Here is a 25,838-nt window from a genome sequence, read left to right on the forward strand (position 1 = left end):
GTAAATGAACTAATCGATTAGATTCCTTATTCAAAGAAAATGGGGCTTTTAAATGAAAGAAAAAAATCCAAAGGTGAAAAGCGGTAATGATGATATTTACGGATTAATAGTATTGAAGGGACTGTCATGTAATGAAGCTTGATTTTTCAAAAAACAGAGGGGGCAAGATGGGGAAGATCAATAATATTATGCTAATCGCTGCTATATTAGGTGTCGTATATATTGGTTTCCTACACGTAAATATTCAGCAAGCCATTCAAAAAAAAGCACCAATTCATGCTGATTATTTAATCGTGTTGGGTGCACAAGTGAGAGGTACTGTCCCATCTCTGTCTCTACAATATCGAATAAATACTGCGGCAGAATATTTAACTAGCAACAAGTCCACGGTTGCTATTGTGTCTGGTGGACAAGGAAATGGAGAAGAAATTAGTGAAGCAGAAGCGATGAAACGGGGCCTGCTGAAAAATGGAATTGAAGAGTCACGAATTATTATGGAAGACCGATCGACAAGTACCTATGAAAATATAAAATATTCAAAACAGCTTATTCCAGAAGGCGCTAAGAAAGGTTTTCTCGTCACGAATGATTTCCATGTTTACAGAGCTGAGAAAATTGCTGCGAGTCAAGGATTGAAACTTCAGGGAATTGCTGCAGACACACCAAAAGTTGTTCTAGTAAAATCGTATATACGTGAATATTTAGCGATTACGAAATTCTACGGTACAGAGTTGCTGCGAAGAATTAAACTAATAGATGGATAATGTGGCCGCTTTTTTTTACAGATTATTCCTTGTGTGACCATAAAAAAAAAGAGGGATCTCAAACCTAAGGATCAGACCTTTTTTTGAGAAACCCTCCTAATCATTAAAACGCCCAATCCCCATTACGGAAGGGAAAAAAGCAGGCCCATTCTGGACCTTTTTTCAGCATGGCTTTATGAACAAAAAGACCAAAACCTATCCAAAAGCGCTCTAGGAAAAGCCATCACTTATTGTTTGAAACAATGGAATCACCTTGAAGCTTTTTTATTAGATGGCCATTTAGAAATCGATAATAATAGAAGTGAACGTTCCATTAAACCGTTTGTGAGTGGGAGAAAAAATTGGATGTTCTCCAATACATTGCGAGGTGCTAGAGGGAGCGCCATCATGTATAGTGTCGTTGAAACGGTATAAGAGAACGGTTTAAGTCCGTATCATTATCTTCGCTATTTATTTGAAACGCTACCAAATATGGATGTAACGAATAAAGAAGAAATAGATCAAGTCTTACCTTGGTCAACGGATTTACCTTCCATATGCAAAGTGCCGATAAAAAGGGAAGTAAACGTCAAGTAGTCCTGAAAACACAATTTTCATCGTGTATTTGGGCTACTTGACGTTTACGTAAACTCAAGAATAGAAAAGGCACAATAAGCAGCTAAAAACCGCTTATCGTGCCTTTTTGCGCGCAAAACTTCCGATTGTCCCCTGTAAGAACCGTCCCTTCGTTTCCAAATTTATTCCATTCAACTATTCCATTTTCTGTGTTATAGTTCAATATTGAACTATAACAATCAGATGAACGATTTTATAGTTATTTCCTAAACGAAACAAAATAAAATGAAATTTAAATGAGGTTAAATATATGAGTGTATTAACGGTTACAGACCTAAACCACGGATTTGGCGATCGTACGATCTTTGATAATGTTTCCTTCCGCTTGTTAAAAGGTGAACATATAGCTTTAATTGGGGCAAACGGCGAAGGTAAATCGACGTTTATGAATATCATTACAGGGCAACTTCAGCCTGACGATGGAAAAATAGAGTGGTCAAAGCATCAACGAGTCGGTTATCTTGATCAACATACGGTTTTACAGAAGGGAATGTCAATCCGTGACGTATTAAAAACGGCTTTTCAATATCTCTTTGACGTTGAAACGAATATTAATACCATTTATGAAAAGATTTCAGACGTTACACCTGAAGAAATAGAAAAGTTGTTAGAGGAAGTTGGTACATTACAAGACATATTAACAAATAATGATTTCTATATGATTGATTCTAAGGTAGAAGAAGTGGCACTTGGTCTTGGACTTGATGGTATAGGATTAGAAAAAGATGTTCATGATTTAAGCGGTGGGCAACGAACGAAGGTTTTATTAGCCAAGCTTTTACTTGAGAAACCAGATATTCTTCTTTTAGATGAGCCTACAAACTATTTAGACGAACAACACATTGAGTGGTTAAGACGTTACCTGCAAGAATACGATAATGCTTTTTTATTAATTTCTCATGATATTCCATTTCTTAATAGCGTTGCAAATGTGATCTACCATTTAGAAAATCAGAAATTAAATCGCTACGTGGGTGATTACAACCATTTCCTTATTGCCTATGAAGCTAAAAAAATACAAGTTGAAGCTGCCTTTAAGAGACAACAATCAGAAATTTCTAGTTTAAAAGATTTTGTAGCCCGTAATAAGGCAAGGGCATCTACCAGCAGCCTTGCCATGTCGAGACAGAAAAAACTCGATAAAATGGATGTTATTGAAATAGCACAGGAACGACCAAAACCTGATTTCAACTTTAAAGAAGCAAGAACCTCAGGTAAATTAATTGTTGAGACGAAAGAATTTGTCATTGGGTACGATGAGCCACTATCAAAGCCGTTAAATCTTTATATAGAGCGTGGACAAAAAGTGGCATTAGTTGGAGCGAATGGGATTGGTAAGACTACACTCCTTCGTAGCATGCTCGGAGAAATAAGATCTCTTGCTGGTTCACTTGAACGCGGTGAACATCAGTATATTGGGTATTTTGAACAAGAAGTGAAAACGGAAAATCAAAACACGTGCATCGAAGAAATATCGAATACGTTTCCTCAGTTAAGCCAAGGACAGGTACGCGCTGCTCTTGCGAGATGTGGGTTAACTAGAAAACATATTGAAAGTAAAATATCCGTATTAAGTGGTGGAGAGCAAGCGAAAGTCCGGTTATGTAAGCTCCTTAACCAAGAAAGCAATATCCTTGTTTTTGATGAGCCAACCAACCATTTGGATAAAGATGCAAAAGCTGAGCTAAAACGAGCTTTGAAATCGTATAAGGGAAGCGTGGTCCTTATCTCACATGAACCTGATTTTTACCAAGACGTGGTAACAGATATTTGGGACGTAGAATCATGGACAACGAAAGCCATCTAAACTTGAACGTTCCGAGTAAGAGTCGCCATTTCTGACTACCCATATGAATAGTAAAAGAGGAGAGCCGATCATGATTACTCTCCTTTTTTCTTATATTCCATAAATCTTCAGTGAAACAAGATTTTACACGGTGTGACTATGGTAAAGCCTATTGACTCCACAGAGTTATATCCATTCTACTAATTGTAAATGTTTGGTGGGAGGAGGTGCCTGCCCCTGGGTGCCTCCCATATTCTAAGAATTCATCGTCAAGCTGATCAACGGCTACAATTTTGTTATTATTCAAAATCTCAGCAAGGATGATTCTCGCTGTTGAAATGGGGTCAATATGGTCTGCGTTAAGCATGGTAACAGGCCAATACCTACACTTGCCGCGCACGCTTAAACAAACTTGGTAGCTTATTCAAATCAAACGATGACGGTTCCTGTACTTCGGGCGGTAAATCATATGTAGCTAAATGAGTGTGTTTAATTAACTCAACTGACGGACCATATGAAATCCGATAAGTCATTCGGTCCTTGCCAACTGGAACGTGGTGTCCACCATCGTCAGGCTCGATATCAACTGTAATCTCCATTATTAAGCCACGGAAGCCATTTACTCTTCTTGTTTCAATCACTTCAATTAACCATGGAGAGACTTGAGGTGAAAAATCCTTTAAAATCTTCGGATAATAATATTTATTCAAATCTTCTCTGATATAAGGAGTGAGCATGTTCATAAGCATATCCTGTAACCGAATTTCTTCGGAATCTTGAGCTGGTTTATCTGCTGAAGACAATTTTGTTTGAAATAATGTAACAAAACAAGGAAAAGTATAAAAGCGAATAATATCTTTTTCATTTTTTTCAATACACCTCTTCACGATTATTCCTCTTCAATTTTATTGTTACCTTATGGGAAAAACGTATGTGCTTATTAAGCTAACGGAATGCGTTTCTGTGAAAAAGCAAGGACGTTTTTTCATTAGCGGAGCGGGCTTAGTTGCGCTGAGTTCCAACTAGTCATTATACATAAAAATTTCCAGCAGACATGCCGGTAACTTACATTGATTCAATTAGGGGTAGTGGAAAACATCAGGCGTGTAGGAATATTGAAAGGTAGTTATTAAGTAGAATTGCTGTAAGTTTGGATTGTAGTTCTATTAAATTCTTATAGGTTTAGGTAAAATAGAACTAATGGTAATGATATTGACTGTTAGGTAATCTAGGGGGTTCTTAACAGTGAAAGGCAGTATCAAGAAAGATAAGAAAACAGGCAAGTATTACTATGTAATCGATATGGGTATTGACACTTTAACAGGGAAACGAACGCAAAAAAGAAAAAGGGGTTTCAATACTAAGAAGGAAGCGGAACATGCTCTTAGTGAATTTCTAAATGATGTTAGACTGGGTAACTATGTTGAACCAGATAAAATTACGCTAGGTGATTTCATTCAAGACTGGTTAAAGGAAATGAAATTGAAGGTAGCGGTGAGTACTTATCAAAATTATATTAGCTTTAATAAGTGTCATATTAATCCCAGACTAGGTCATTTTAGAATACAAAAAATTGAACCATTGATAGTGCAAAGATTTATTTATGATTTGGTCGAAGAAACGGTTTTAAGTCCTAATACGATAAAGAAAATAATTGATATGTTGAAGGTTGTTTTTAGAAAAGCGGTTAGCTTAAAGCTTGTTAATGAAAATCCAGTATTAAATGTGACGTTGCCAAAGAGAAATAATCTTGAAATGACCGCTTGGGATACTGAGCAGGTGGAGTATTTCATACAACACTCAAAGAAGCATCGGTTTTATACGGTATATTTAATTGCGTTATTAACTGGGATGAGAAAAGGTGAAATAACGGGCTTGCGTTGGAAGGATATTGATTTTGAACAAAAAATCATTTATATCAGACAAATTTATGATATCAACGCAAAGCAGTTCAAAGTTGGTGCTAAAACGAGTGCTGGTGTACGTTCTATTCATATTCCTGATGTGTTGATAGAACAACTGAAAAAAGAGAGAGTCGTTGTTGTTGGACATAAGCTGAAGCAAGGTCCGAACTTTAATGATTATGATTTAGTAGTTTGTACACACTATGGTAATCCGCTCGATTCTGCTACTCTTTCCAAACGACTTAAAGCCCAATCGATAAAGCTAGAGTTACCTACAATCCGTTTTCATGATTTAAGACATACACATGTTACGATGCTAATCAAACAAAATGTCAATGTAAAGGTCATCTCTGAGCGAGTTGGACATACATCGATTCAAATTACATTCGATAAATATAGCCACGTGCTTCCTAGTATGTAGAAACACGTGGCTGATGAATTAGATAAATTGTTTAAAGTTAAAGAAATGTGACCACTCAAGGTTTTAGACCTTAGAAAAGCCTCTATATCAACGTTTCAATCAAATAGCCCAATCCCCATTACGGAAGACAGGTTCGCTAGTTCCGTCTGCTTTGATGCCGTCGATGTTCATTTTGTCAGAGCCAATCATGAAGTCAACATGGGTAAGACTGTGGTTCAATCCGTTCTCTGCAAGTTCTTCTTGAGACATTTGCTTGCCACCTTCGATACAGAATGCATAGGAGCTTCCAATCGCTAAATGGTTAGAAGCATTTTCATCGAATAATGTATTGAAGAAAAGAACATTTGATTGTGAAATCGGTGAATTGAATGGAACAAGAGCCACTTCTCCGAGATAATGAGATCCTTCGTCTGTTTCTACTAATTTCTTCAAGATTTCTTCTCCTTGTTCCGCTTTTACTTCAATAATTCTGCCTTCTTTGAACGTAACGCTGAAGTTGTCGATGATATTTCCGCCATAGCTTAGTGGTTTCGTACTTGCGACTGTTCCGTTGACACCTGTTTTAAAGGGGACCGTGAACACTTCTTCAGTTGGCATATTCGCCATAAATTCATGTCCTTTTTCGTTGGTGCTACCAGCACCTACCCAAAGATGAGCTTTGGGTAGTTCAATCGTCAAGTCTGTACCAGGTGCGGTGTAATGTAGTTTTTGGTACCGTTTTTCATTTAAATAATCGACTTTTTCATGAAGGGTTCCATCATGATTTTTCCAAGCTTCGATTGGGCTTTCAACATCCGCACGTGTTGCTTTAAAAATAGCATCCCATAGTTTATGTATACGGTTTTCCTCAGCTTCATCAGGGAATACTTTATCTGCCCAAGCTTGTGAAGGTACAGCGACAATAGACCAGCTGACTTTATCGGATTGCATATATTGACGCCATTTTTGTAAAGCGGTACCTGAAGCTTTTTGAGCATTGGCAATTCGCTCAGGATCAATTCCTTTTAAAAGATCAGGACTTGAAGAAATGACTGAAAGGTAAGCTGCACCATTTTCAGCAAGTTCAATCGTTTCTTGTGCTCGCCAATGCGGATATTCCATGAACACTTTATCTGGTGCTAGCTCATATTTCGTACGGTTAATAGCATCGTCATTCCAGTTTACGATCACGTTGTATGCCCCAGCTTCATAGGCTTTTTTTACAATAAGGCGAACTAGCTCAGCTCCTTCTAATGTCGTATTCACGACTAGAGTTTGACCTGGTTGGACGTTTACGCCTACTTTAACAGCAAGTTCCGCATAATTTTCTAATTTCAGTTGAAAGTCATTCATCAATATACACTCCTCATATTAATTCTTTAAAGATATTTTTTAATTCGGTTTAACAGGCTGTAATACCTCCAATACTGGAAGGTTCACATTATAAAAATCTTCCTTTATATTGTATCGATTGTTCATAAAAAAAGAAACTTTTTGTGATAGATATCTAATGAAAATGGGGTGAAAAAAGCCTGCTCCATTTTAAAATAGGAACAGGCTTCTTCATCATTTTAGTTTTAGAGTAGACGCTCATGGATGTTCTTGGAGGAGTGATAAACTCCTGCACTTATCGAACGCCTTTCATTTGCCGTTGAATGATAGGAGAGACAAGGAACAAAATAACTCCTAGTACAATGGAAATACCGCCGATAACCCCGAAATAAAGAATTTCTGTTTTCTCCGTATACAATTTAACAACTTGAGCATTAATGGCCTGTGCTGAAGCATTGGTCAGGAACCAGAGGCTCATCGTTTGTGCTGAGAAAGCGGCAGGCGCTAACTTCGTAGTGGCTGACATTCCAACTGGAGATAAGCATAATTCCCCAAGTACAACCAAGAAGAAGCTAAGAACAAGCCATAGTGGATTCGCAAGACTTTCGGCACCATTTAAGTATGCAGGGAAAATCATGACAATAAAGGATAGACCGGCGAATAACAATCCGAGTGAAAATTTCTTCGGTGTAGAAGGCTGACGATCACCTAAACGAACCCAAATCCAAGCGAATACGGGCGCAAGGAAAACGATGAATAATGGATTAAGCGATTGGAACCAAGATGATTGTAGTTTGATTCCTGCAAATTCCAGTTGTGTTCGATCGTTTGCGTAAGTGGCTAATATATTTGATCCTTGTTCCTGAATTGCCCAAAACATCATTGCTGCAATAAATAATGGGATATAAGCAAGTAATCGAGAACGCTCATCCGAGTTCGTTTTCGGACTACGATACATAAAAATGAAAAACGCAGCTGGAATAATAATTCCTAATATACTCACTAGGAGTATAAAACGATCAATGGTTAAGTAACCTGTAACAATTCCGATGGATCCAAGAATGACGATGATTACTACACCGAGCCCGATTGAACCGAATACTTTGAATCGATCTTCTTTCGCAAGTGGGTTCGGTACATGTTGACCAGCAAGACCAAGATTTTTCTTTCTGGTAACGAGATAGACGATCAGTCCGAGAAACATCCCAACCGCTGCAATACCGAAACCGAGATGGAAATTATATGTTTGTCCAATTGTTCCGACAATTAACGGTGCAAGAAAACCACCGAGATTTATCCCCATGTAATAAATGCTAAAGCCTGAATCCCGGCGTATATCATTATCGCTGTATAAATCGCCAACAACACTAGATACATTCGGTTTTAGGAGACCAGTCCCAATAATGATAAAGGCCATCGATACAAATAATGCTGTAGCACTGCCAGGGAATGATAAGATAATATGGCCAAACATGATTAAAATACCGCCATAAAAAACCGTTCTAGCAGTCCCTAATAAGCGATCGGCAATCCATCCACCAATAATACCAGACATATACACCAATGAACCGTAGATGGCCATGATGGAGTTAGCAGTAGTACGATCAAGACCAAGTCCACCTTGGGTTACTTCATAGTACATGTAGAAAATTAGGATGGCTCTCATGCCATAGTAAGAAAATCGTTCCCAAAACTCTGTGAAAAAGAGAGTGAATAACCCTCGAGGATGTCCAAAGAAACCGGTTTGGGGAACACTCCGGATTACCTCATCCTTGTCTTTACTATTCATTAATAAACTCCCCCCAATATGGGTTTACTGCATGCTTACATCTTGAAAACAAAATAAAGTAGCTCCCGATTATCAATTAATGGAGCCTTTTGAACATACAGTTATTTTTTTGACTAAAAAATAGTCTACGTATTAATATACACTCTTTTAAAAAAAATTAAACACTTTTGCCGATATTTCTATATTAATATAAAGTTATTATCGTTTTATAATGGAGTCATGTAAGGGTTTTAGGAGGCGGGATAACAATGTTTTTATATGAAAAAATGGAGTATTTTAAAAGGGATGTGTTATTATTTTTTTTGTATTATTATGGTAGAAAAATAAAACATTATCTTAATATTGAATCAATCAAAAAAAGAATGAGGTAATAGGATCAAGCTTCAAAAACAATCGATTAATGGGGTTTATAAATCATTATCGATTGTTTTTGAAGAAGTTTGTCCGATTACTCATTCTCTAAATATATACACTTATTTACTTATCGAGGTTTACCCATACACTTTTTACTTCTGTATAATTACTTAAAGCATAGGAGCCCATTTCACGGCCCATGCCGGATTGCTTGTATCCGCCAAATGGAGAAGCGGCATCAAATGCATTGTAACAGTTGACCCAAACAGTTCCAGCACGTAACTTACTTGCTACGTAATGGGCATTTGCAATATCACGAGTCCATAGTCCTGCTGCCAGTCCATATTCACTAGCATTTGCACGGTTAATTACATCATCCAGATCTTCATAAGGCATAGCTGCAATCACTGGACCGAAGATTTCCTCTTTAGCAATGGCCATGTCATCTTGCACGGAGGCGAAGATAGTTGGGGATACAAAATACCCATCATCCTGGGGCTTACTGCCGCCAATAAGCACCTCTGCTCCTTCGTTTAACCCTTTTTCAATATATCCAAGCACACGATCTTGTTGTACTTGAGAAACAAGAGGTCCGATTTGTGTATTCGGATCCAGACCTATACCTTGTTTAATGTTTTTAGCATGAGAGACCATGTCAGCAACGACATTATCATAATGCTTCTTCTGAATAAATACTCTTGAACCTGCACAGCAAACTTGACCTTGATTAAACATTACACCATTCAGTGCGCCTGGAATTGCTTTTTGGAAGTCAGCATCTGGAAGGATAATATTTGGCGATTTTCCTCCAAGTTCAAGTGTAACGCGTTTCAATGAATAGGAGGCAGATCTCATAATTAATTTACCGACCGCAGTTGATCCTGTGAATGCAATTTTATCAACAAGAGGATGGTCAACTAGTGCTTGTCCAGCCGTTTCACCGAATCCAGGTACAATGTTGATTACGCCATCTGGGAATCCTGCTTCATCAATTAACTCTGCTAAATAGATAGCTGAAAGGGGAGTTTGTTCGGCTGGCTTTAATATGATTGTACATCCAGTAGCTAGTGCTGCACCTAGTTTCCACATTGCCATAAGCAGAGGGAAGTTCCAAGGAATAATCTGGCCTACGACACCGACTGCTTCGTGGCGGGTGTAGTTGAAATAATTTCCGTTAACTGGAATGGTTTGACCAACGATCTTCGTTGTCCAGCCAGCATAATAGCGCATATGTTCAATGGCGAGAGGGATGTCCGCGTTTGACGTTTCGCTAATTGGTTTTCCGTTATCTAACGTTTCTAATTGTGCTAATTCAAGTTTGTTTTCTTCCATTAAATCAGCTAGCTTGTACATGAGTCTGCTTCTTGTGGCTGTACTCATACGTGACCAAGGACCACTATCGAATGCATTTCGGGCTGCTTTAACAGCTAGATTGATGTCTTCTTTGTCAGCTTCATACACATCAGCCAATTTCTCGCCTGTAGCAGGGTTTGGGGTTGAAAATGTTTTTTTGGATACACTTTCAACGAACTCCCCATTAATATAAAGCTTTTTCGGACTTTGTAAGAACTTTTGCAATTTTTTACTGATTTCTAGCGTAAGATTTGGCATGAATACCCTCCTTGAATGATTAGTCGGTATTTTGCAAATCATGATGTAATGGAAAACGTATATTTTGAAGGCTTCTTCAAAACCCGTCAATGCAATAATACTGTAAATTGACAGGACTTTAAATCAGAAAATTTTGACAAATAACTATGAGAAAATCAATTAAACTACAAATTAATGGAATACTAATGATGAATAGTGTTACCTATCGCTGATTTTTGTTGAAATATACATAAAAAATATGGAAAGGAGTAATTGCGGGTTATCAACTATGTGGGAGGTGGGGAAATCCATAAAAAAACACAGCTATTGTATACGTAAACAGCTGATGTTATACTAATAAAGTCTATTATTAAAAATGTATGATTAAATTATAATTATCCTAATTTAATCATACATGAGATATAGATGATTGTCAATAGGTTGTATGAAATTCAAAGTTTTTTAGGAGCTAGCGGAAGTAGCAAACCCTTCAAGGCTAGAGCTAAGCAAGGAATATGCTATGCCTGAGGTCGAACAAGGTGCTTGAACTTTACTTAATATGGAGGGGTACTATGACGAACTGGGAAATGGAAAAAGAATACGAGCAAGAGCGAATAGAGATTGTGATTGACAAAGTAACTAAATCGAAACACCATTTGAAACAATCTGCAGGTGAAGCAACGACAGATATAGTATCAATTCGCAAACGCTTTTGGGAAGATGTTACAGTGAACGTGGAAAATGAAGATGAAACAATTGAAACGGTTGCGAGTATCAATCAGCAAACAGAATTGCTTTCTGAAAGAGAGCGGAGACAAAACCATTCAATGAAGCAAATAGCTGTTTTGAATCGACTTCAAGCATCACCTTATTTCGCAAGGATTGATTTTCATGAAAAAGACATGGAAGAAAGCGAGCAGATTTATATTGGAATCGGCACTTTTTATGATGAAGAGTGTGAAGAATTTCTGATCTATGATTGGCGCGCTCCAATCTCCAGTGTATATTATGACTTTTCACCTGGCCCTGCCAGATATACGGCACCTAGTGAGGAGGTAAGTGGCGAGTTACTCTTAAAACGTCAATACATTATACGTAATGGTGTATTAGAGGGGATGTTTGATACGGGTGAAGCGATCCGAGATGATTTGCTTCAGGAAGTACTCGGCAAGCATGCAGACACACAAATGAAAAGCATTGTTGCGACTATTCAAAGAGAACAAAATATTATTATTCGTAATGAAAAGAGTCGTCTCTTACTTGTCCAAGGAGCAGCCGGTAGTGGGAAAACTTCGGCGGCTATGCAAAGGATTGCCTATTTATTGTACAGATATCGCGAGGGTATGAATGCTGAGAATATTTTATTGTTTTCACCAAACCCTCTTTTCAACAGCTATGTATCCAATGTACTGCCGGAACTTGGTGAAGACAATATGCAGCAGACGACCTTTCAACAATATTTGCTTGCAATGCTCGGAGAGAATCTCATGATTGAGGATGTATTTGACCAACTAGAATTTGTACTGAATAATGAGGGAGATCTACACTATACAACAAGAATGAACGGCATTCAATATAAATCATCCCTCAGTTATTTACATGGTGTTGATGCATATTTGGAAACATTGAAGCAGGGTGGATTAGTATTCAAAAATATTAAAATACGAGGAAAGCTCCTCGTATCGGCTGTGGAAATTTCAGAGTATTTTTATCAGCTAGGTAGTGAAAAATCCATTCCTGATCGTCTACAGTTTGTTTCTGAATGGTTATTGAAAAAAATCAAAAAGCTTGAAAAAGTAGAAAGAAAAGACGCGTGGGTTGAAGAAGAAATACAATACTTAGAAAAAGAAGACTATCTCAGAAGCTATCGGATCGCAAATAATCACGAAGACCACGATCGAGACTCATTTGATGAAGGAGAACGCGAGCAACGAATCCTTAGCGAGTATGTCGTGAAAAAGCGATTTAAGCCTTTATACAAGAAAATAAAATCTCTCGCTTTTCTTGATGTTCGCGCCATTTATAAAAAAATGTTAGAAATAGAATGGCCAGTTACCGATTGGGAGGAAATTCGAAGTTTAACAATAAATGAACTTAATCAAGGAAGATTATTATATGAAGATGCGACGCCTTTTTTATATATGAAAAAACGATTGGAAGGTTTCGCGACCAATTCACAAATTCGGTTCCTATTCATTGATGAGGCTCAGGATTATTCGCCGTTCCAGTTTGCTTTTTTAAAGAATTTGTTTCCAAAAAGTAAACTGACAGTCTTGGGTGACTTTAATCAAACAATTTATGCACATGGAAACAATGCAGGTTTGGATATTCTGACTTATCTGTTCGATAAAAACGACACTGAAAAGGTAATTTTGAACAGAAGCTATCGTTCAACGAAGGAAATAGTTGAATTTACAAAAAGTCTGCTTTTAGATGGAAGTCAAATTGAACCTTTTAATCGAACAGGAAGAAAGCCTGTCATTATCCAATGTCGCAATCAGGAGCTTCTTGTATCAGAGGTTCTAAAGAAAACGAAGGGATTTTTAGAGTCCGGGCATAAAACGATCGCTATTATTTGTAAAACACAAGCGGAAACGAGTCTTGCCTATGAAATGTTGAAGGGAAAATTGAAAGTCAAGAGAGTTGGAGTTGGAAAAACAACATTCACGGATGGAGTCATGATTGTCCCCTCTTATTTGGCAAAAGGTATCGAATTTGACTCAGTCATTATCTATAATGCATCGGAGGATCAATACAGTCTGGAAAGTGAACGAAAACTACTATACACATCCTGTACTCGTGCTATGCATGAATTATGTATATGTTTCACTGGTGAGATGAGTCCGTTCATTAAATCGCTTCCAGAGGGTCTTTATGAATAAGCAAATAAAGACTTTCGTTAATCACTTTATGGTAAAATAACGAAGTATTTATAGTTAAAGTATCGTTTGTTCAGGAGGACTGTCATGGAGGGGAAGACAAAAACAATTTCTAATCGTAGGTTACTTGGTGTTGCTGGACTCGGTTGGATGTTTGATGCGATGGACGTAGGTATGCTATCGTTTATTGTGGTGGCATTACAAGCAGAATGGGATTTGACGTCTCAACAAGTAGGTTGGATCGGTAGTATTAATTCGATAGGAATGGTATTCGGTGCCTTCCTTTTCGGAATTATGGCCGACCGTGTTGGAAGGAAGAAAGTCTTTATCATTACTTTGCTGCTTTTTTCAATCGGCAGCGGCTTATCGGCACTCGTTACATCTTTGGCTTTATTTTTAGTACTGCGCTTTCTTATTGGTATGGGACTAGGAGGAGAGCTTCCAGTCGCTTCAACGCTTGTTTCAGAAAGTGTACCTGCAAAAAATCGAGGTAAAGTGGTCGTTCTACTCGAAAGTTTTTGGGCATTGGGCTGGCTTATTGCTGCTTTAATTTCCTATTTTGTTATTCCTGGATACGGGTGGAGAATCGCTTTGATTTTAAGTGCTCTCCCAGCGTTTTATGCCCTGTATTTACGTTTGCATCTACCGGATTCACCAAAGTATGTCGAACTTGGAAACAAAGCGAAGCCAACGATTATGCAAAATATCAAAAGTGTGTGGGCGATAAAACATAGACAACAGACTCTTGTATTATGGATTCTATGGTTTTGTGTCGTGTTTTCTTATTACGGGATGTTTTTATGGCTTCCCAGCGTTATGGTGATGAAAGGATTTAGTTTAATCAAGAGCTTTGAATATGTATTGATTATGACCTTAGCTCAGCTCCCCGGATATTTTACTGCAGCATGGTTTATCGAGCGAATGGGCCGAAAGTTCGTTCTTGTCACTTATTTAGTTGGAACAGCTGTAAGTGCGTATTTCTTTGGCGCGGCAGAGGGACTACCGATGCTCATCACGTCGGGCATGTTCTTGTCATTCTTTAATTTAGGAGCTTGGGGGGCGCTTTATGCATACACCCCTGAACAATATCCGACAACTATACGTGGTACTGGCGCTGGTATGGCTGCTGCTGCTGGAAGAGTTGGGGGAGTTTTGGGACCGCTGCTAATCGGATATTTAGTTGCAGGAGGTACTCCGCTTAGTATGATTTTTACAATTTTTACAATCGCGATCTTAATTGGAGCAATCGTCGTGTTATTTTGGGGGAAAGAAACGAAGAATACTGTTTTACAGGATTAGTAAAACATTTCTATTGACTTTATTTGGAATACATCGTATAATGGCATGAATATCAATTATATATTATTCTTATCCAGAGAGGTGGAGGGACTTGGCCCTGCGATACCTCGGCAACAGACTCAACTCTGAGCACTGTGCCACATCCAACAAGCGAAGGCTTGGAAGATAAGAAGAGTCGAACGGACGTAAACCTCAGCCTCTTCTTGTTTAAGAAGGGGTTTTTCTTATTGCTTGAATTTACTGGTTGTAATCTCAACTTAATAGAGTGGCTATGGTTTTTCACATGAATAAACTCTGGTCCAATGAAAGTTTTAAATTACTGAAATAATGTTTGAAGAGTATTTAGCAATGGTATATAAAGTTTGTTGAAGAAATTCATATTGAAATAAGCTCGTGAATTAATTACCAAATAAATTAAGAAAAATTGTTAAGTGAAGTAAGAGGTGTATATAATGACAAAGTTAATGAAGATGGTTGAGGCCCAAAAAGCGTTATTAATCGAACAATTATTATCCCATGGAGTATATAAAACATCCGATCAAAAACATTTATATGATGTTTCCTTGAATATTCTAGTGAAAGAATTTGAACAAATTCAAAATAATGAGCACTCTACAACTAAAAATATTGTCACTTAGCAGAAGTTATTTTGTTTAACAAAACGAATAGCAACCTTTATAAGATGAGGATGTCCGAAAGAGTCTGATCCAGCAAACATTACACAGTTTGACGTGTTACTTACATATCATTTAACTGTAGTAGTTGCGGGATCTGACCCTTTATTTCAGGGACAGCCTCTTCTTTTTTTTCTCTTTTGGGTGAAATTCTTTAATTTACGTGTGTATTACAAAATTTTTAGAAATTAAAATGAAAAGTATATTAAATGAATTGTATGAAATGTGTCTATTTTGAGAATTATATAGTTATGAAGAAAACCTATGATAATAAAGTATTATTTTTAGTTGAAGATAACTCTAAAGTTATGTTAAAATAAGTAAAAATTGTGATGGAGGGTGAGATAGTGATGAAATCTTTCTTTCATTTATCTATTGAAATTGAAGAAAAGCGTGAAGAAATGATTCAACTAGCGAAGGGATTCGGACTTTCCAACACGAAAACAATTAAAGCAAGTCAAGAGCTTGACATATTAATAAATATCTTTAACATTGCGCCTTTTACGGATGCACAATATAGTGAAGAGTATTAGATGATGTTTCGAGGTAGGCTATATAGAGAAGAGGATGTCTCGGAAGAGTCAGACCTCGTACTACAACACACAGTATTATGTGAAAATAACACGTATATATACTGTATGTCGTAGTTGCGGGGATGAAGCTTCGTTTGGACATCCTTTATTTAATTTTTATCCCGGTTTAACAGGCTGTAATACCCCCACCTCAATTCTTGTGAGAGAATCAAGATAGGTGAGGGGGATAAACAGCCTGTAAATACCCGATTGGTGAGATACGGTGAAACTTACCGATGCGTAAGCAGAGGTTTAGTTGAACCAATCGGGTTCGTAGTGTCGCTTTATCGAAGATTTAGTAACAGTAGTACGGGACTAACCATCGGTGGGGGATGAAGAAAACTCCCACCGATGGAAATTTCACTTTATCCTTTTTCGTGTAACACTCTTTTTCCTAAAATGATTAAATCGCGTTCGATACCGTCTAGTAAGGCAACTTTTTGAAGATTGCCCCATCTTTCAAACCCGAATTTCTCAAACAATTTAATGCTTGGTGTATTGTGACCGAATACGAAGCCGAGGATTGTAGCAATGTCTAAAGATGGACATAGATCAATGGCTTTCTGGATAGCAAGCTTACCAAGACCTTTCCCACGAAACGAATCGTCAAGATAAATACTTATTTCAGCGGTTGAGTTATAGGCAGGTCTCCCATAAAACGATTGAAAGCTTAACCAACCTGCAGTCCGATCATCTATTGTTATTACATATAGTGGTCTTTTATCAGGAATGTGGTCATGAAACCAAGCTAGTCTTGATTCAACGGATACTGGCGAAATGTCAGCTGTTACCATTCTTGAGGCTATAGTTGAATTGTAAATTTCCACAATTCTTGGTAGATCCTCTAATGAAGCAAGTCGAAATTGTAATGAATGATTCATATGCAATACCCCTTATTGGTGAATGAAAAATATTTTTTGTAAACATATCATACATGAAATATAAAATGAATGGTAGTGTGATATTTTTTTGAAAGGATATATATCCAGATTATTTATAAAGCAAATATCTAGTATTGAAAAGATCATCTAAGGAAATTAAACTTCACTTACTTCGGGTATTTTCGATATATGTAAAGTAAAATAAGAGAGTGGGAGTGAATATGCTCACGAGAAGTTTGTTTGGTTTCAACAATTTTCTTTATTAATCAATGAACGTCTTGCTACAATTTGAAAGAATTAAACCGAGGGAAATGGCCACCTCTTGCAAAATGAGATTTAATAGGACAGGGGAGTTTGGATAATGGAAGAACAGAAATATTGCAGTGATTCACTTGTAGTAAAAACAAGCCTTGTTTTACCGCCTGATACGAATAATAATGGAACGATGTTTGGTGGGAAATTAATGGCTTACATTGATGATGTAGCAGCTATTTCAGCTATGCGTCATTCGAGAAGGTCGGTCGTAACGGCGTCCACCGATTCTGTAGACTTTCTTTATCCAATCTACGAAGGCAATGCTGTCTGTTTAGAAGCGTTTGTCACTTATACAGGAAGAACGTCGATGGAAGTAGTTGTCAAGGTAATTGCAGAGGATTTACTATCTGGGACCCGAAATTTATGTGTGATTTCATTTTTGACATTTGTTGCCCTTGATGAAAACGAAAAGCCAACTCTTGTACCTAGTATTATTCCACAGTCTGAGATGGAGATAAAACTATATGAATCAGCTGTGGTGCGAGCAGAAGCGAGAAAGAAACGAAGAGAAGGTACAAAAACAATTGCTGATATCTTTGGGACAAACCAACTATAAAAACAAAAGAGGGTCAGACCTCACACTCTATACACCGTTTATCGTGTCATGTTCACGTCCTAAACGATATATAGTAGATTTGTGGTCTGACCCTTTCGTTTGGATTGCATCTTTTGTTTTGGGAAAGGAATCGTTTGCTAGAAACTGTTTTTCGAGTACATAAATTCTATTAACGAAAGGGAAATTAGTTTCCTCCCATTTATAATTCATATTTCTAGCGGGTTTGATTGGGTTTTAATGAGTACACAAAAGGAGGATTTGTTTTGAAATTTTGATTTACTAGAGAATTAAAATTATGAGAATGTTCTATATTAGAGCTGTATACATAAAGATATAGAGTAGAAAATGATTATCTACCTTAATAAAATAATAGCGAAGCGTAATAATTGTACTTTAAGAGTATGAGAAGCTAGACTAGGTGCCGAAGTTTAAAAATTTGCATCCAATCTAGTTTGTGAGAAAGGGATTTACAAACAATCTACGATGAGCAGAGCGTGTGTTTGATCTGTAAAGGAGGGGAAATGTCAATGAAGAAACCAATCCTTCAAATAGAGAATCTAACCACATCTTTTAAAATAAAAGATAAGTATTATATGGCGGTGGATCATGTTTCATTTTCAGTAAGTGAAAACGAAATTGTGGCAGTCGTTGGAGAATCAGGATGCGGAAAGAGTGCCTTGGCTCTATCGATTATGAGATTGCATAATAATCAACGAACGAAGATTGAAGGAGAAATCAAGTATAAAGAAAGAAATATCGTTTCTATTACAGAAGCACAAATGAATAAAGTACGTGGAAAAGATATAGGGATCATATTCCAGGAACCGTTGACGGCCTTGAATCCTTTAATGACTGTTGGAGATCAAATTGAAGAAAATTTGACTTTTCATACAAAACTATCAAAAGAAAAAAAGAGACTAAGAACCTTAGAACTATTAACACAAGTAGGCATTCCGTTTCCTACACGTACATACAAACAATTTCCTCATGAGTTATCAGGTGGAATGAGGCAAAGGGTTATGATTTCCATTGCAATTGCCTGTAACCCATCTCTAGTAATAGCCGATGAGCCTACCACGGCGTTAGATGTAACGATACAAGCACAAATTTTGGAATTGCTCCAATCAATTCAGAAAGAAACGAAAATGGGAATTATCCTGATTACTCATGATTTGAGTGTTGTTGCCGAAGTAGCGGACCGAATCGTTGTGATGTATGCTGGACAAGTTGTTGAGATTGGTACAGTCAAGCAAATATTTGCTAAACCTTTGCATCCATACACTAGGTCGTTATTGAATTCGATTCCATCGGCAGTAACAAATAAACAACGTTTACATGTGATAGAAGGAATTGTTCCGTCCATTGTAAATATGAATAGAGATAGCTGCAGATTTAGCCCTCGGATTCCATGGATACCTCGTCATGCGCATGAAGAATCTCCCGAATTACATGAAGTCGCTCCTGATCATTTGGTACGTTGCACATGTTATAAACATTTTTACTTTCAGGATCATAGAGGGGTGAAGATAACTAATGGTATTACTTAAAATAGAAGACTTAAAAGTCCACTTCCCGATCCGTGGTGGGTTTTTTAGGACAGTCGTTGATTATGTAAGGGCAGTTGATGGTATTACTTTTGAATTGAGTGAGGGGGAAACATACGGTCTGGTTGGTGAATCAGGAAGTGGAAAATCAACGACTGGGAAAGCAGTTGTGAAATTGAACGATGTTACTTCAGGCCGGATATTATTCGAAGGACAGGATCTCTCGAAGTTGTCTTTTGGGCAAATGAAACCATATCGAAAAGATATTCAAATGATTTTTCAAGATCCATATTCATCACTCAACCCGAAAAAACGGGTTGTTGATATCATTGCTGAACCACTGAGGAATTACGAGCGTTTGTCTGTAGGAGAAGAAAAGAAAATTATTCAGAATTATTTGGATAAAGTTGGTTTAAGTCCAGATTCCATGTATAAATACCCGCATGAATTTTCTGGTGGACAGCGTCAAAGAATCGGAATCGCAAGAGCCCTTACTTTAAAGCCTAAATTAATTATTGCTGACGAACCAGTATCTGCCTTGGATGTTTCTGTACAAGCCCAAGTGTTAAACTTCCTCCAAGATTTACAAAAAGAGTTTAAAATAACGTATTTATTTATAGGTCATGACTTAAGTGTAATTCGACATATGTGTGACAGAATGGGAGTTATGTATCGTGGCCGCTTAGTAGAAGAAGGAACTAGCGATGAGATTTACGAAAATCCACAGCATATTTATACGAAACGACTGATTGCTGCTATTCCAGATTTAAATCCCGAAAGTCGCGAGAAAAAAACGCATTTAAGGAAAAGGGTTGAAAATGAGTATAAGCAATACCGATCTAAATATTTTGATGATAAGGGGAGGGCTTATGACTTAAAACTGATTTCTGACACACACAGAGTCGCATTACCATAGGAGGTAGAGGGATATGTGGAAGTTTATTCTTAGGCGTTTTTTAGTGATGATTCCTCAGTTATTTCTCCTAAGTTTAATCGTGTTTGCGTTAGCTAAACAAATGCCTGGGGATGCTTTAACAGGAATATCTATGGACCCGAGGATAAGTCCAGAGCGGATTGAAGAATTAAGAGAAAAAGCAGGATTGAATGATCCTTGGTATGAGCAATATGGAAGATGGATTTCCGGTATCGTACACGGTGACTTTGGTACATCATATACTCACAAAATACCAGTATCAGAAGTCATTGCAGAAAGAATCTGGAATACTGTATTTTTAGCACTAATAACACTTATCCTTACCTACTTACTAGCTATTCCGATGGGGGTTCTTAGCGGACGCTACAACGAAACATGGATTGATAAAGTAGTGACTGGCTATAATTATTTAGGATTTGCGACACCAATTTTTATCTTTGCCCTTATTATGTTATTCGTTTTTGGGTTTTCGTTTGAGTGGTTTCCAACTGGAGGCAGCGTGAGCTCTAAAGTTGATGCTAGGACATTTGCTTATTATTTAAGCAAATTCCATCACGTCATCCTCCCGGCATTTAGTACAGCTCTGATTACCACTGTAGGCACTGTTCAGTATTTAAGGAATGAAATTATTGATAACAAATTCAAAGAATATACACGTACTGCAAGATCAAAAGGAATTCCAGATAATAAAGTTTATACGCGCCACATTCTACGAAATTCATTATTACCAATTGCAGCGTTTTTAGGATATGAAATTACTGGATTAGTCGGTGGGACTGTAATTATTGAAACAATTTTTAGTTATCCAGGAGTTGGTCAATTATTTGTAAGTTCAATTGGGCTAAGAGATTTCAGTGTTGTAACAGCGATTGTTATGATGCTAGGGTTCGCAACTTTACTCGGCACTCTTCTCTCGGACATCATATTAAGTATGGTTGATCCTCGTATACGGATTGAATAGGGAGGGAACAGATGTTGGAGATAAAGGTAGAATCAATGACCAATGTTCAACCAGTAGAAGTGAGTCCTTCAGGATTTAAGATTATATGGGGGGAATTAAAAAAAGATAGACTTGCTTTGGGATCTTTATATTTTCTACTTATTTTATTGGTAAGTGTCTATATTGCATCCTTTATGATGGATCAAAAGGCGCTTGCGCGAGTAGATATTTTCTCTATTTATCTTCCCCCTTCTGATACAAATTTGCTAGGAACGGATTATGCTGGACGAGATGTTTTAGGACAACTTATTTTTGGTACAAGTAACTCGTTCACAATTAGTTTATGTATTACATCTTTAACAGCGTTCATAGGTTTATGTGCAGGGCTGATAGCGGGTTATTTTGGAGGTTTTGTAGATCATGTAATCATGCGTGTTATCGATTTTATCATGTCACTTCCTTCAACGATGATGATTATTGTATTTGTTACAGTTGTACCGAAGTTTACCGTCATTAATTTTATCTTTATTATGTCAATCTTTTTATGGACAGGGAAGGCAAGGTTGATACGTTCTAAAACATTAGCTGAGCGAGAACTAGAGTATGTACAAGCTTCTCAAACTTTGGGAACGCCACATTGGAAAACGATTCTTTCGCATATTTTACCTAATATAAGTTCTATTATTATCGTTAACTTCACGTTGAATTTAGCAGGTAATATCGGCCTTGAAACCGCATTAACTTTTTTAGGCTTCGGGCTACCTGAAAGCACACCCAGTCTTGGGACTCTTATTAGTTATGCAAGCAATCCAGATGTTCTTGAGAACAAATGGTGGATTTGGTTACCTGCTGCAGCGATGATTTTAGTACTAATGTTAAGTATAAATTTTATTGGACAAGCCTTAAAACGTGCAGCTGACGCTAGGCAAAGAAGAGGATGAAATACGTGGGTATTTTAATTAAAGAAAATGGCTATTGTCTCCGATGAGATTTTGATAAGAACTCGAAGGAACGAAGCATAGGATGATGTATTAATAGAGATTTCTTTTACACATCATCTTTCAAACCCTACCAAAAAGTATCGATTAGGTATAGATATTTTTTGAAAAAAGGCCGTAGACAACTTCCACGGCTCTATTATAGGTGAAGATTTGTTATTTACAGTTCTCTTTAGATTAATTCTGATTGTAAATAATGATAAATCAATATCGCAGTATGTGTTAATGAGGATATGTGCGTTCTTTCAAATGCGTGTGATGCATCGATGCCAGGACCTATTAATCCATGAGCAATATCGAAGCCCGCACGAACTGCCGCAGATGCATCGGAACCGTAATAAGGGTAAATATCAACCCGATAATCCACATTATTATTCTTTGCCAACTCAATTAGATGCTGACGAAGTTTGTAATGGTAAGGACCTGAAGAATCCTTGGCACAAATTGAAACGCTGTATTCATCCGTTGTCTGACCGTCACCAATTGCGCCCATATCAACAGCAATATATTCAACTGTTTCAGGCGTGATATTGGAATTTCCACCATACCCAATCTCTTCATTATTTGAAATGAGGAAATGAGTTGTAAAGGGAAGGGTAATTTTTTCTTTTTGAATGATATCAATCAAATGTAATAGGATGCCAACGCTTGCTTTATCATCTAAGTGCCTAGATTTCAAAAAGCCGCTTTCTGTTTCTTCTACACGTGGTTCAAATGACACGAAATCACCGACTGAGATTCCAATGGCTTCTGTTTCAGCTTTCGTCTTGACGACTTCATCAATTCGCACCTCGATTGTTGTTTCGTCTCGTTTGGCATCACCTGCATTTTTGTACACATGAACAGATGTTTGATTGATTAAGATTGTACCTGTAATGACTTTTCCATCTGCTGTGTGAATTTTACAATATTCTCCTTCGACAGAATTCCAGCGAAATCCACCAATCATGCTCAGGCTCAGACGCCCACTACTCTTAATTTCTTTCACCATTGCTCCAAGTGTATCTACATGTGCAGTTAATAGACGATGCTTACTATCATTATCTCCCTTGATTGTTGCGATCAAGGCACCTTTGTTTGAAATAGTATAGGTAATGTTCCTGTTTTTCATGAACTTTTCTACATATGAGATTGCTGCTTCTGTATAACCTGAAGGACTAGGAATTGAAACGAGATCCTTTATGTATTGTACAATTTCTTTATTATTTATTGTCTTGACCATGATAAAAATCTCCTTTCTTTACATCTCACTATTATAGAGGTTGTTCAAAAAGTCCGATAAAAAAGCTTGCGAATTGCATCAAAGCTCTGTCTCTCCGGTTCTAGAAACGATGGCTACTCCAAACTTCTCGACTCTTTTTATCCTCCCTTTTAAACACGCACTAATACCGTTTTTCTACTCGTTCAATGAGAAATTGATGCGTTTATTCTTCAATGTAATTTCCATAAGTTCGAAATGGTAACCTATGTATCAAAAACGGGGATGTCTCATAAGAGTCTGACGCTTTGCTTTTACGACAACCATGTTAGTTCATCCCTTTATCTCGGTTTAACAGGCTGTAATACCTCCACCTCAATTTTTATGGGAGAATCAAGAAAAAATCGGTGGGGGATAAACAGCCTGTAAATCCCCGATGGGTTCAGCTAACCATCAGTGGGGGATGAAATAAACCCCCACTGATGGAAGATTCACTTTATCTTACAGCATCTTCAGCAGTTACAGCAACTTTAGACCAATCTGTATTTTTGAAATCAAATTCTTTTATCCGTAGATTTGCAGCTACTAAATTATAACGGAATAAAGTAGGGATAACCGGAACTTCATCATGAACAAGTTGCTGCCATTCATTATAAACATCTTTACGGTATTTCTCATCGAATGCTTCAGGCGACAGCCCATTTGTGAGTAATTCTTGACTCTGATCATTCACCCAACGTGTATAGTTATAATCTGAGTTCTTATCCCAGATCCCTGATGGATCTGGATCAGAACCAACTTGCCATGCTGCTTGATAAATGTCGATTTTTGGATCATCCAATTCTACCATATCGTAAAATGAGTTAAACTCTTGAAGGCGTCCATCAACGAGTTGAACATCTAAACCAATATCTCCCCATTGCTGAATGTAATATTGTGTAAGTAGCTCTGAATTCGAATCTCCATTCATAGAAGCAAAATGAATCGTGAATTTATTTCCTTCTAAATCTTCCCGTATCCCATCGCCATCTGTATCAATATAACCGGCATCATCCAATAGTTGTTTAGATTTTTCCTGATTCAGAGAGTATCCTTTAATATTGGAGTTATGATAGTGAGAAACCGCTGGAATAACAGTGTTGGCTGGGAAACGAAGCCCCTTATAAATTTTTTCTCCGACAGATTTATTATCTATCGCATAGGCCATTGCTTGACGAAGTTTTATGTTAGCCATTTTCGGATTGTCCATTTTCGTGGTTTTCGTAGCCGCATCAAAGTGCCCTAATTTAAAGCCAATATACGAATAAGCAAATCCAACATAACCGAGCGTTTCGATATTTTTCAAATTTTTAGCTTGGTCATATTGCTCAGCTGAAATTTCAACGATATCTAATTCGCCTGTTTCAACAGCTTTTACTGCTAAATCAGGGTTAACCACTTTAAGTGTAACACTTCTAAGTTGAGGTTTTCCTTGCCAATAGTCATCATTTGCAACAAACTCGACTGCTTCACCGGGAATAATTTTTTTTACTTTAAATGGTCCAAAACCAATTGGTGTTTGTCGGATTTTATCAGAAGCTTCCAAGTCAGTAATGGCTACATCTTTCAAATATTCTTTATGCATCGGATATGTCCAAACCCCACCTGTAAGTAAGGATGGATTCGCTTCTTTATAAGTAATGGAGATTTTTTGTCCATCTACTTTAATACCAGAAATGTTATCTACGGTTCCGGTATGGTATTCTTCCATACCTTCAACCATTTGCATTTGTTTATCGTATCTGACACCTGTATAGTCAGGACTACCGATTACATGGAATGCATATTCTAAATCTGCCCCTGTGACAGGTGTTCCATCATGCCACTTTACATGGTCTCTAATGGTTAATGTTATTGTTTTATTATCTTTAGACATTTCATATGTTGCAGCACCTTCATTATTAAATGAATAGTTCTCATCTGATTGTAATAAACTTTCATCAAAAAATTGTAAAATTAAAGAATCTGGATTACCAGTATATAATGAATAGTTTAGAATACCTGTAAAAGGGGTATCAGTCGACATCCCGTAATTCAAATGCCCATTCCTGATAGCGGGTTTGGAATTAGTTGTAACTGTCGGAAAACGGTTTGTAACCATATTTGGTGATTTTGCCGTATCTTCATGTGTTTCAATTAGTTTTTTATGATCCCTATTGATGATTGCAGTACTCTCTGTGCTAAACGCTGTTAATGATAGAATAGAAACCACTATCATACATAACCCTTTGTAACTGATTCTATTTTTATTAATTTTCGAGTCATATCTTACATTTTTTCCTTCAACCAAAGCTGTCTCCACCTCTGTTCTAATTTTCGCAGCAATCATACCAAATTTCCCAGTTCTTGCAGCCTTTTCACACGTATTCTTCCTCATTAATCAAATTCCAAACCAATAAATTTATCAAACCTCTGATTCTACATGCATATTTTTCATGCGAAAAATCATAATAAATAGGTATGATTTTTTCAAAA

The 25,838-nt window shown here is 37.3% G+C and carries 18 protein-coding genes, 2 pseudogenes and 1 riboswitch; of the genes and pseudogenes, 13 read left to right on the forward strand and 7 right to left on the reverse strand.

Going from position 1 to position 25,838, the window contains the following annotated elements:
* Positions 1-167 precede the first annotated feature (167 nt).
* From AC625_RS06200 to AC625_RS06205, 3 genes and pseudogenes are all read left to right on the forward strand, one after another.
* Positions 168-764 carry a YdcF family protein gene (locus AC625_RS06200; RefSeq protein ID WP_049680494.1) on the forward strand — a complete coding sequence of 199 codons (597 nt, stop codon included), beginning with the start codon at positions 168-170 and terminating at the stop codon, positions 762-764.
* 132 nt (positions 765-896) lie between these two features.
* Positions 897-1,340: pseudogene (locus AC625_RS26470) on the forward strand (IS66 family transposase); the annotation flags it as partial.
* A gap of 289 nt (positions 1,341-1,629) precedes the next feature.
* On the forward strand, positions 1,630-3,186 hold the full coding sequence (locus AC625_RS06205; RefSeq protein ID WP_049680495.1) for an ABC-F family ATP-binding cassette domain-containing protein: 1,557 nt from the start codon (positions 1,630-1,632) through the stop codon (positions 3,184-3,186).
* A gap of 431 nt (positions 3,187-3,617) precedes the next feature.
* Here AC625_RS06205 and AC625_RS06215 read toward each other — a convergent pair.
* Positions 3,618-4,030 (reverse strand): annotated as a pseudogene (locus AC625_RS06215) (DUF3888 domain-containing protein); the annotation flags it as partial.
* A gap of 380 nt (positions 4,031-4,410) precedes the next feature.
* On the opposite strand from AC625_RS06215, the gene AC625_RS06220 reads away from it, so the two are divergent.
* Positions 4,411-5,490: a site-specific integrase gene (locus AC625_RS06220; RefSeq protein ID WP_049680497.1), complete on the forward strand. Its 1,080-nt coding sequence runs from the start codon at positions 4,411-4,413 to the stop codon at positions 5,488-5,490.
* A gap of 99 nt (positions 5,491-5,589) precedes the next feature.
* Here AC625_RS06220 and AC625_RS06225 read toward each other — a convergent pair whose 3' ends face one another.
* From AC625_RS06225 to AC625_RS06235, 3 genes are all read right to left on the reverse strand, one after another.
* The gene (locus tag AC625_RS06225) at positions 5,590-6,822 is read right to left on the reverse strand and encodes an aminopeptidase (protein WP_049680498.1); all 1,233 of its coding nucleotides are present in this window, start codon (positions 6,820-6,822) and stop codon (positions 5,590-5,592) included.
* A gap of 274 nt (positions 6,823-7,096) precedes the next feature.
* Positions 7,097-8,590, reverse strand: coding sequence for a peptide MFS transporter (locus AC625_RS06230; RefSeq protein ID WP_049680499.1), 1,494 nt, complete (start codon positions 8,588-8,590; stop codon positions 7,097-7,099).
* Positions 8,591-9,067: 477 nt separating this feature from the next.
* The gene (locus AC625_RS06235) at positions 9,068-10,555 is read right to left on the reverse strand and encodes an aldehyde dehydrogenase family protein (protein WP_049680500.1); all 1,488 of its coding nucleotides are present in this window, start codon (positions 10,553-10,555) and stop codon (positions 9,068-9,070) included.
* A gap of 551 nt (positions 10,556-11,106) precedes the next feature.
* On the opposite strand from AC625_RS06235, the gene helD reads away from it, so the two are divergent.
* From helD to AC625_RS06255, 4 genes are all read left to right on the forward strand, one after another.
* Positions 11,107-13,416, forward strand: a complete 2,310-nt coding sequence (gene helD, locus AC625_RS06240; RefSeq protein ID WP_049680501.1) for an RNA polymerase recycling motor HelD — start codon at positions 11,107-11,109, stop codon at positions 13,414-13,416.
* Positions 13,417-13,500: 84 nt separating this feature from the next.
* The gene (locus AC625_RS06245) at positions 13,501-14,712 is read left to right on the forward strand and encodes an MFS transporter (protein ID WP_049680502.1); all 1,212 of its coding nucleotides are present in this window, start codon (positions 13,501-13,503) and stop codon (positions 14,710-14,712) included.
* A gap of 66 nt (positions 14,713-14,778) precedes the next feature.
* Positions 14,779-14,884: riboswitch (SAM riboswitch) on the forward strand.
* A 280-nt stretch (positions 14,885-15,164) separates the two neighbouring features.
* Complete coding sequence (gene fbpA, locus AC625_RS06250; RefSeq protein WP_049680503.1) at positions 15,165-15,350, forward strand: Fur-regulated basic protein FbpA; 186 nt, start codon at positions 15,165-15,167, stop codon at positions 15,348-15,350.
* Between the two features lie 386 nt (positions 15,351-15,736).
* Positions 15,737-15,919, forward strand: a complete 183-nt coding sequence (locus tag AC625_RS06255; RefSeq protein WP_156187429.1) for an aspartyl-phosphate phosphatase Spo0E family protein — start codon at positions 15,737-15,739, stop codon at positions 15,917-15,919.
* Positions 15,920-16,323: 404 nt separating this feature from the next.
* Here AC625_RS06255 and AC625_RS06260 read toward each other — a convergent pair whose 3' ends face one another.
* Positions 16,324-16,839: a GNAT family N-acetyltransferase gene (locus AC625_RS06260; protein WP_049680505.1), complete on the reverse strand. Its 516-nt coding sequence runs from the start codon at positions 16,837-16,839 to the stop codon at positions 16,324-16,326.
* Between the two features lie 361 nt (positions 16,840-17,200).
* On the opposite strand from AC625_RS06260, the gene AC625_RS06265 reads away from it, so the two are divergent.
* The 5 genes from AC625_RS06265 (at position 17,201) to AC625_RS06285 (ending at position 22,069) form a co-directional block, all read left to right on the forward strand.
* Positions 17,201-17,710 carry an acyl-CoA thioesterase gene (locus AC625_RS06265; RefSeq protein WP_049680506.1) on the forward strand — a complete coding sequence of 170 codons (510 nt, stop codon included), beginning with the start codon at positions 17,201-17,203 and terminating at the stop codon, positions 17,708-17,710.
* Positions 17,711-18,237: 527 nt separating this feature from the next.
* Positions 18,238-19,257: an ABC transporter ATP-binding protein gene (locus AC625_RS06270; protein ID WP_049680507.1), complete on the forward strand. Its 1,020-nt coding sequence runs from the start codon at positions 18,238-18,240 to the stop codon at positions 19,255-19,257.
* Complete coding sequence (locus AC625_RS06275) at positions 19,244-20,170, forward strand: ABC transporter ATP-binding protein (RefSeq protein ID WP_049680508.1); 927 nt, start codon at positions 19,244-19,246, stop codon at positions 20,168-20,170. The genes AC625_RS06270 and AC625_RS06275 overlap by 14 nt, the downstream gene beginning before the upstream one ends.
* A gap of 13 nt (positions 20,171-20,183) precedes the next feature.
* Positions 20,184-21,149 (forward strand): oligopeptide ABC transporter permease, encoded by a 966-nt coding sequence (opp4B, locus tag AC625_RS06280; protein ID WP_049680509.1) that lies wholly within the window; start codon positions 20,184-20,186, stop codon positions 21,147-21,149.
* Positions 21,150-21,184: 35 nt separating this feature from the next.
* Positions 21,185-22,069 (forward strand): ABC transporter permease, encoded by an 885-nt coding sequence (locus AC625_RS06285; protein ID WP_245645081.1) that lies wholly within the window; start codon positions 21,185-21,187, stop codon positions 22,067-22,069.
* 229 nt (positions 22,070-22,298) lie between these two features.
* Here AC625_RS06285 and AC625_RS06290 read toward each other — a convergent pair whose 3' ends face one another.
* Together AC625_RS06290 and opp4A are read right to left on the reverse strand one after the other, a co-directional pair.
* A complete protein-coding gene (locus AC625_RS06290) occupies positions 22,299-23,348 on the reverse strand; it encodes a M42 family metallopeptidase (RefSeq protein WP_049680511.1) in 1,050 nt (349 codons plus the stop codon).
* A gap of 472 nt (positions 23,349-23,820) precedes the next feature.
* Positions 23,821-25,617 carry an oligopeptide ABC transporter substrate-binding protein gene (opp4A, locus tag AC625_RS06295; protein ID WP_425415478.1) on the reverse strand — a complete coding sequence of 599 codons (1,797 nt, stop codon included), beginning with the start codon at positions 25,615-25,617 and terminating at the stop codon, positions 23,821-23,823.
* Between the last annotated feature and the right edge of the window lie 221 nt (positions 25,618-25,838).

It is taken from the genome of Peribacillus loiseleuriae (genome assembly GCF_001183985.1).
GTDB classification, from domain to species: Bacteria; Bacillota; Bacilli; order Bacillales; family DSM-1321; genus Peribacillus; species Peribacillus loiseleuriae.

Coding starts and splice junctions, on each gene's coding strand:
- AC625_RS06200 (WP_049680494.1), top strand. CDS start 168: ATGGGGAAGATCAATAATATTATGCTAATCGCTGCTATATTAGGTGTC.
- AC625_RS06205 (WP_049680495.1), top strand. CDS start 1,630: ATGAGTGTATTAACGGTTACAGACCTAAACCACGGATTTGGCGATCGT.
- AC625_RS06225 (WP_049680498.1), bottom strand. CDS start 6,822: ATGAATGACTTTCAACTGAAATTAGAAAATTATGCGGAACTTGCTGTT.
- AC625_RS06230 (WP_049680499.1), bottom strand. CDS start 8,590: ATGAATAGTAAAGACAAGGATGAGGTAATCCGGAGTGTTCCCCAAACC.
- AC625_RS06235 (WP_049680500.1), bottom strand. CDS start 10,555: ATGCCAAATCTTACGCTAGAAATCAGTAAAAAATTGCAAAAGTTCTTA.
- helD (WP_049680501.1), top strand. CDS start 11,107: ATGACGAACTGGGAAATGGAAAAAGAATACGAGCAAGAGCGAATAGAG.
- AC625_RS06245 (WP_049680502.1), top strand. CDS start 13,501: ATGGAGGGGAAGACAAAAACAATTTCTAATCGTAGGTTACTTGGTGTT.
- fbpA (WP_049680503.1), top strand. CDS start 15,165: ATGACAAAGTTAATGAAGATGGTTGAGGCCCAAAAAGCGTTATTAATC.
- AC625_RS06255 (WP_156187429.1), top strand. CDS start 15,737: ATGAAATCTTTCTTTCATTTATCTATTGAAATTGAAGAAAAGCGTGAA.
- AC625_RS06260 (WP_049680505.1), bottom strand. CDS start 16,839: ATGAATCATTCATTACAATTTCGACTTGCTTCATTAGAGGATCTACCA.
- AC625_RS06265 (WP_049680506.1), top strand. CDS start 17,201: ATGGAAGAACAGAAATATTGCAGTGATTCACTTGTAGTAAAAACAAGC.
- AC625_RS06270 (WP_049680507.1), top strand. CDS start 18,238: ATGAAGAAACCAATCCTTCAAATAGAGAATCTAACCACATCTTTTAAA.
- AC625_RS06275 (WP_049680508.1), top strand. CDS start 19,244: ATGGTATTACTTAAAATAGAAGACTTAAAAGTCCACTTCCCGATCCGT.
- opp4B (WP_049680509.1), top strand. CDS start 20,184: ATGTGGAAGTTTATTCTTAGGCGTTTTTTAGTGATGATTCCTCAGTTA.
- AC625_RS06285 (WP_245645081.1), top strand. CDS start 21,185: ATGACCAATGTTCAACCAGTAGAAGTGAGTCCTTCAGGATTTAAGATT.
- AC625_RS06290 (WP_049680511.1), bottom strand. CDS start 23,348: ATGGTCAAGACAATAAATAATAAAGAAATTGTACAATACATAAAGGAT.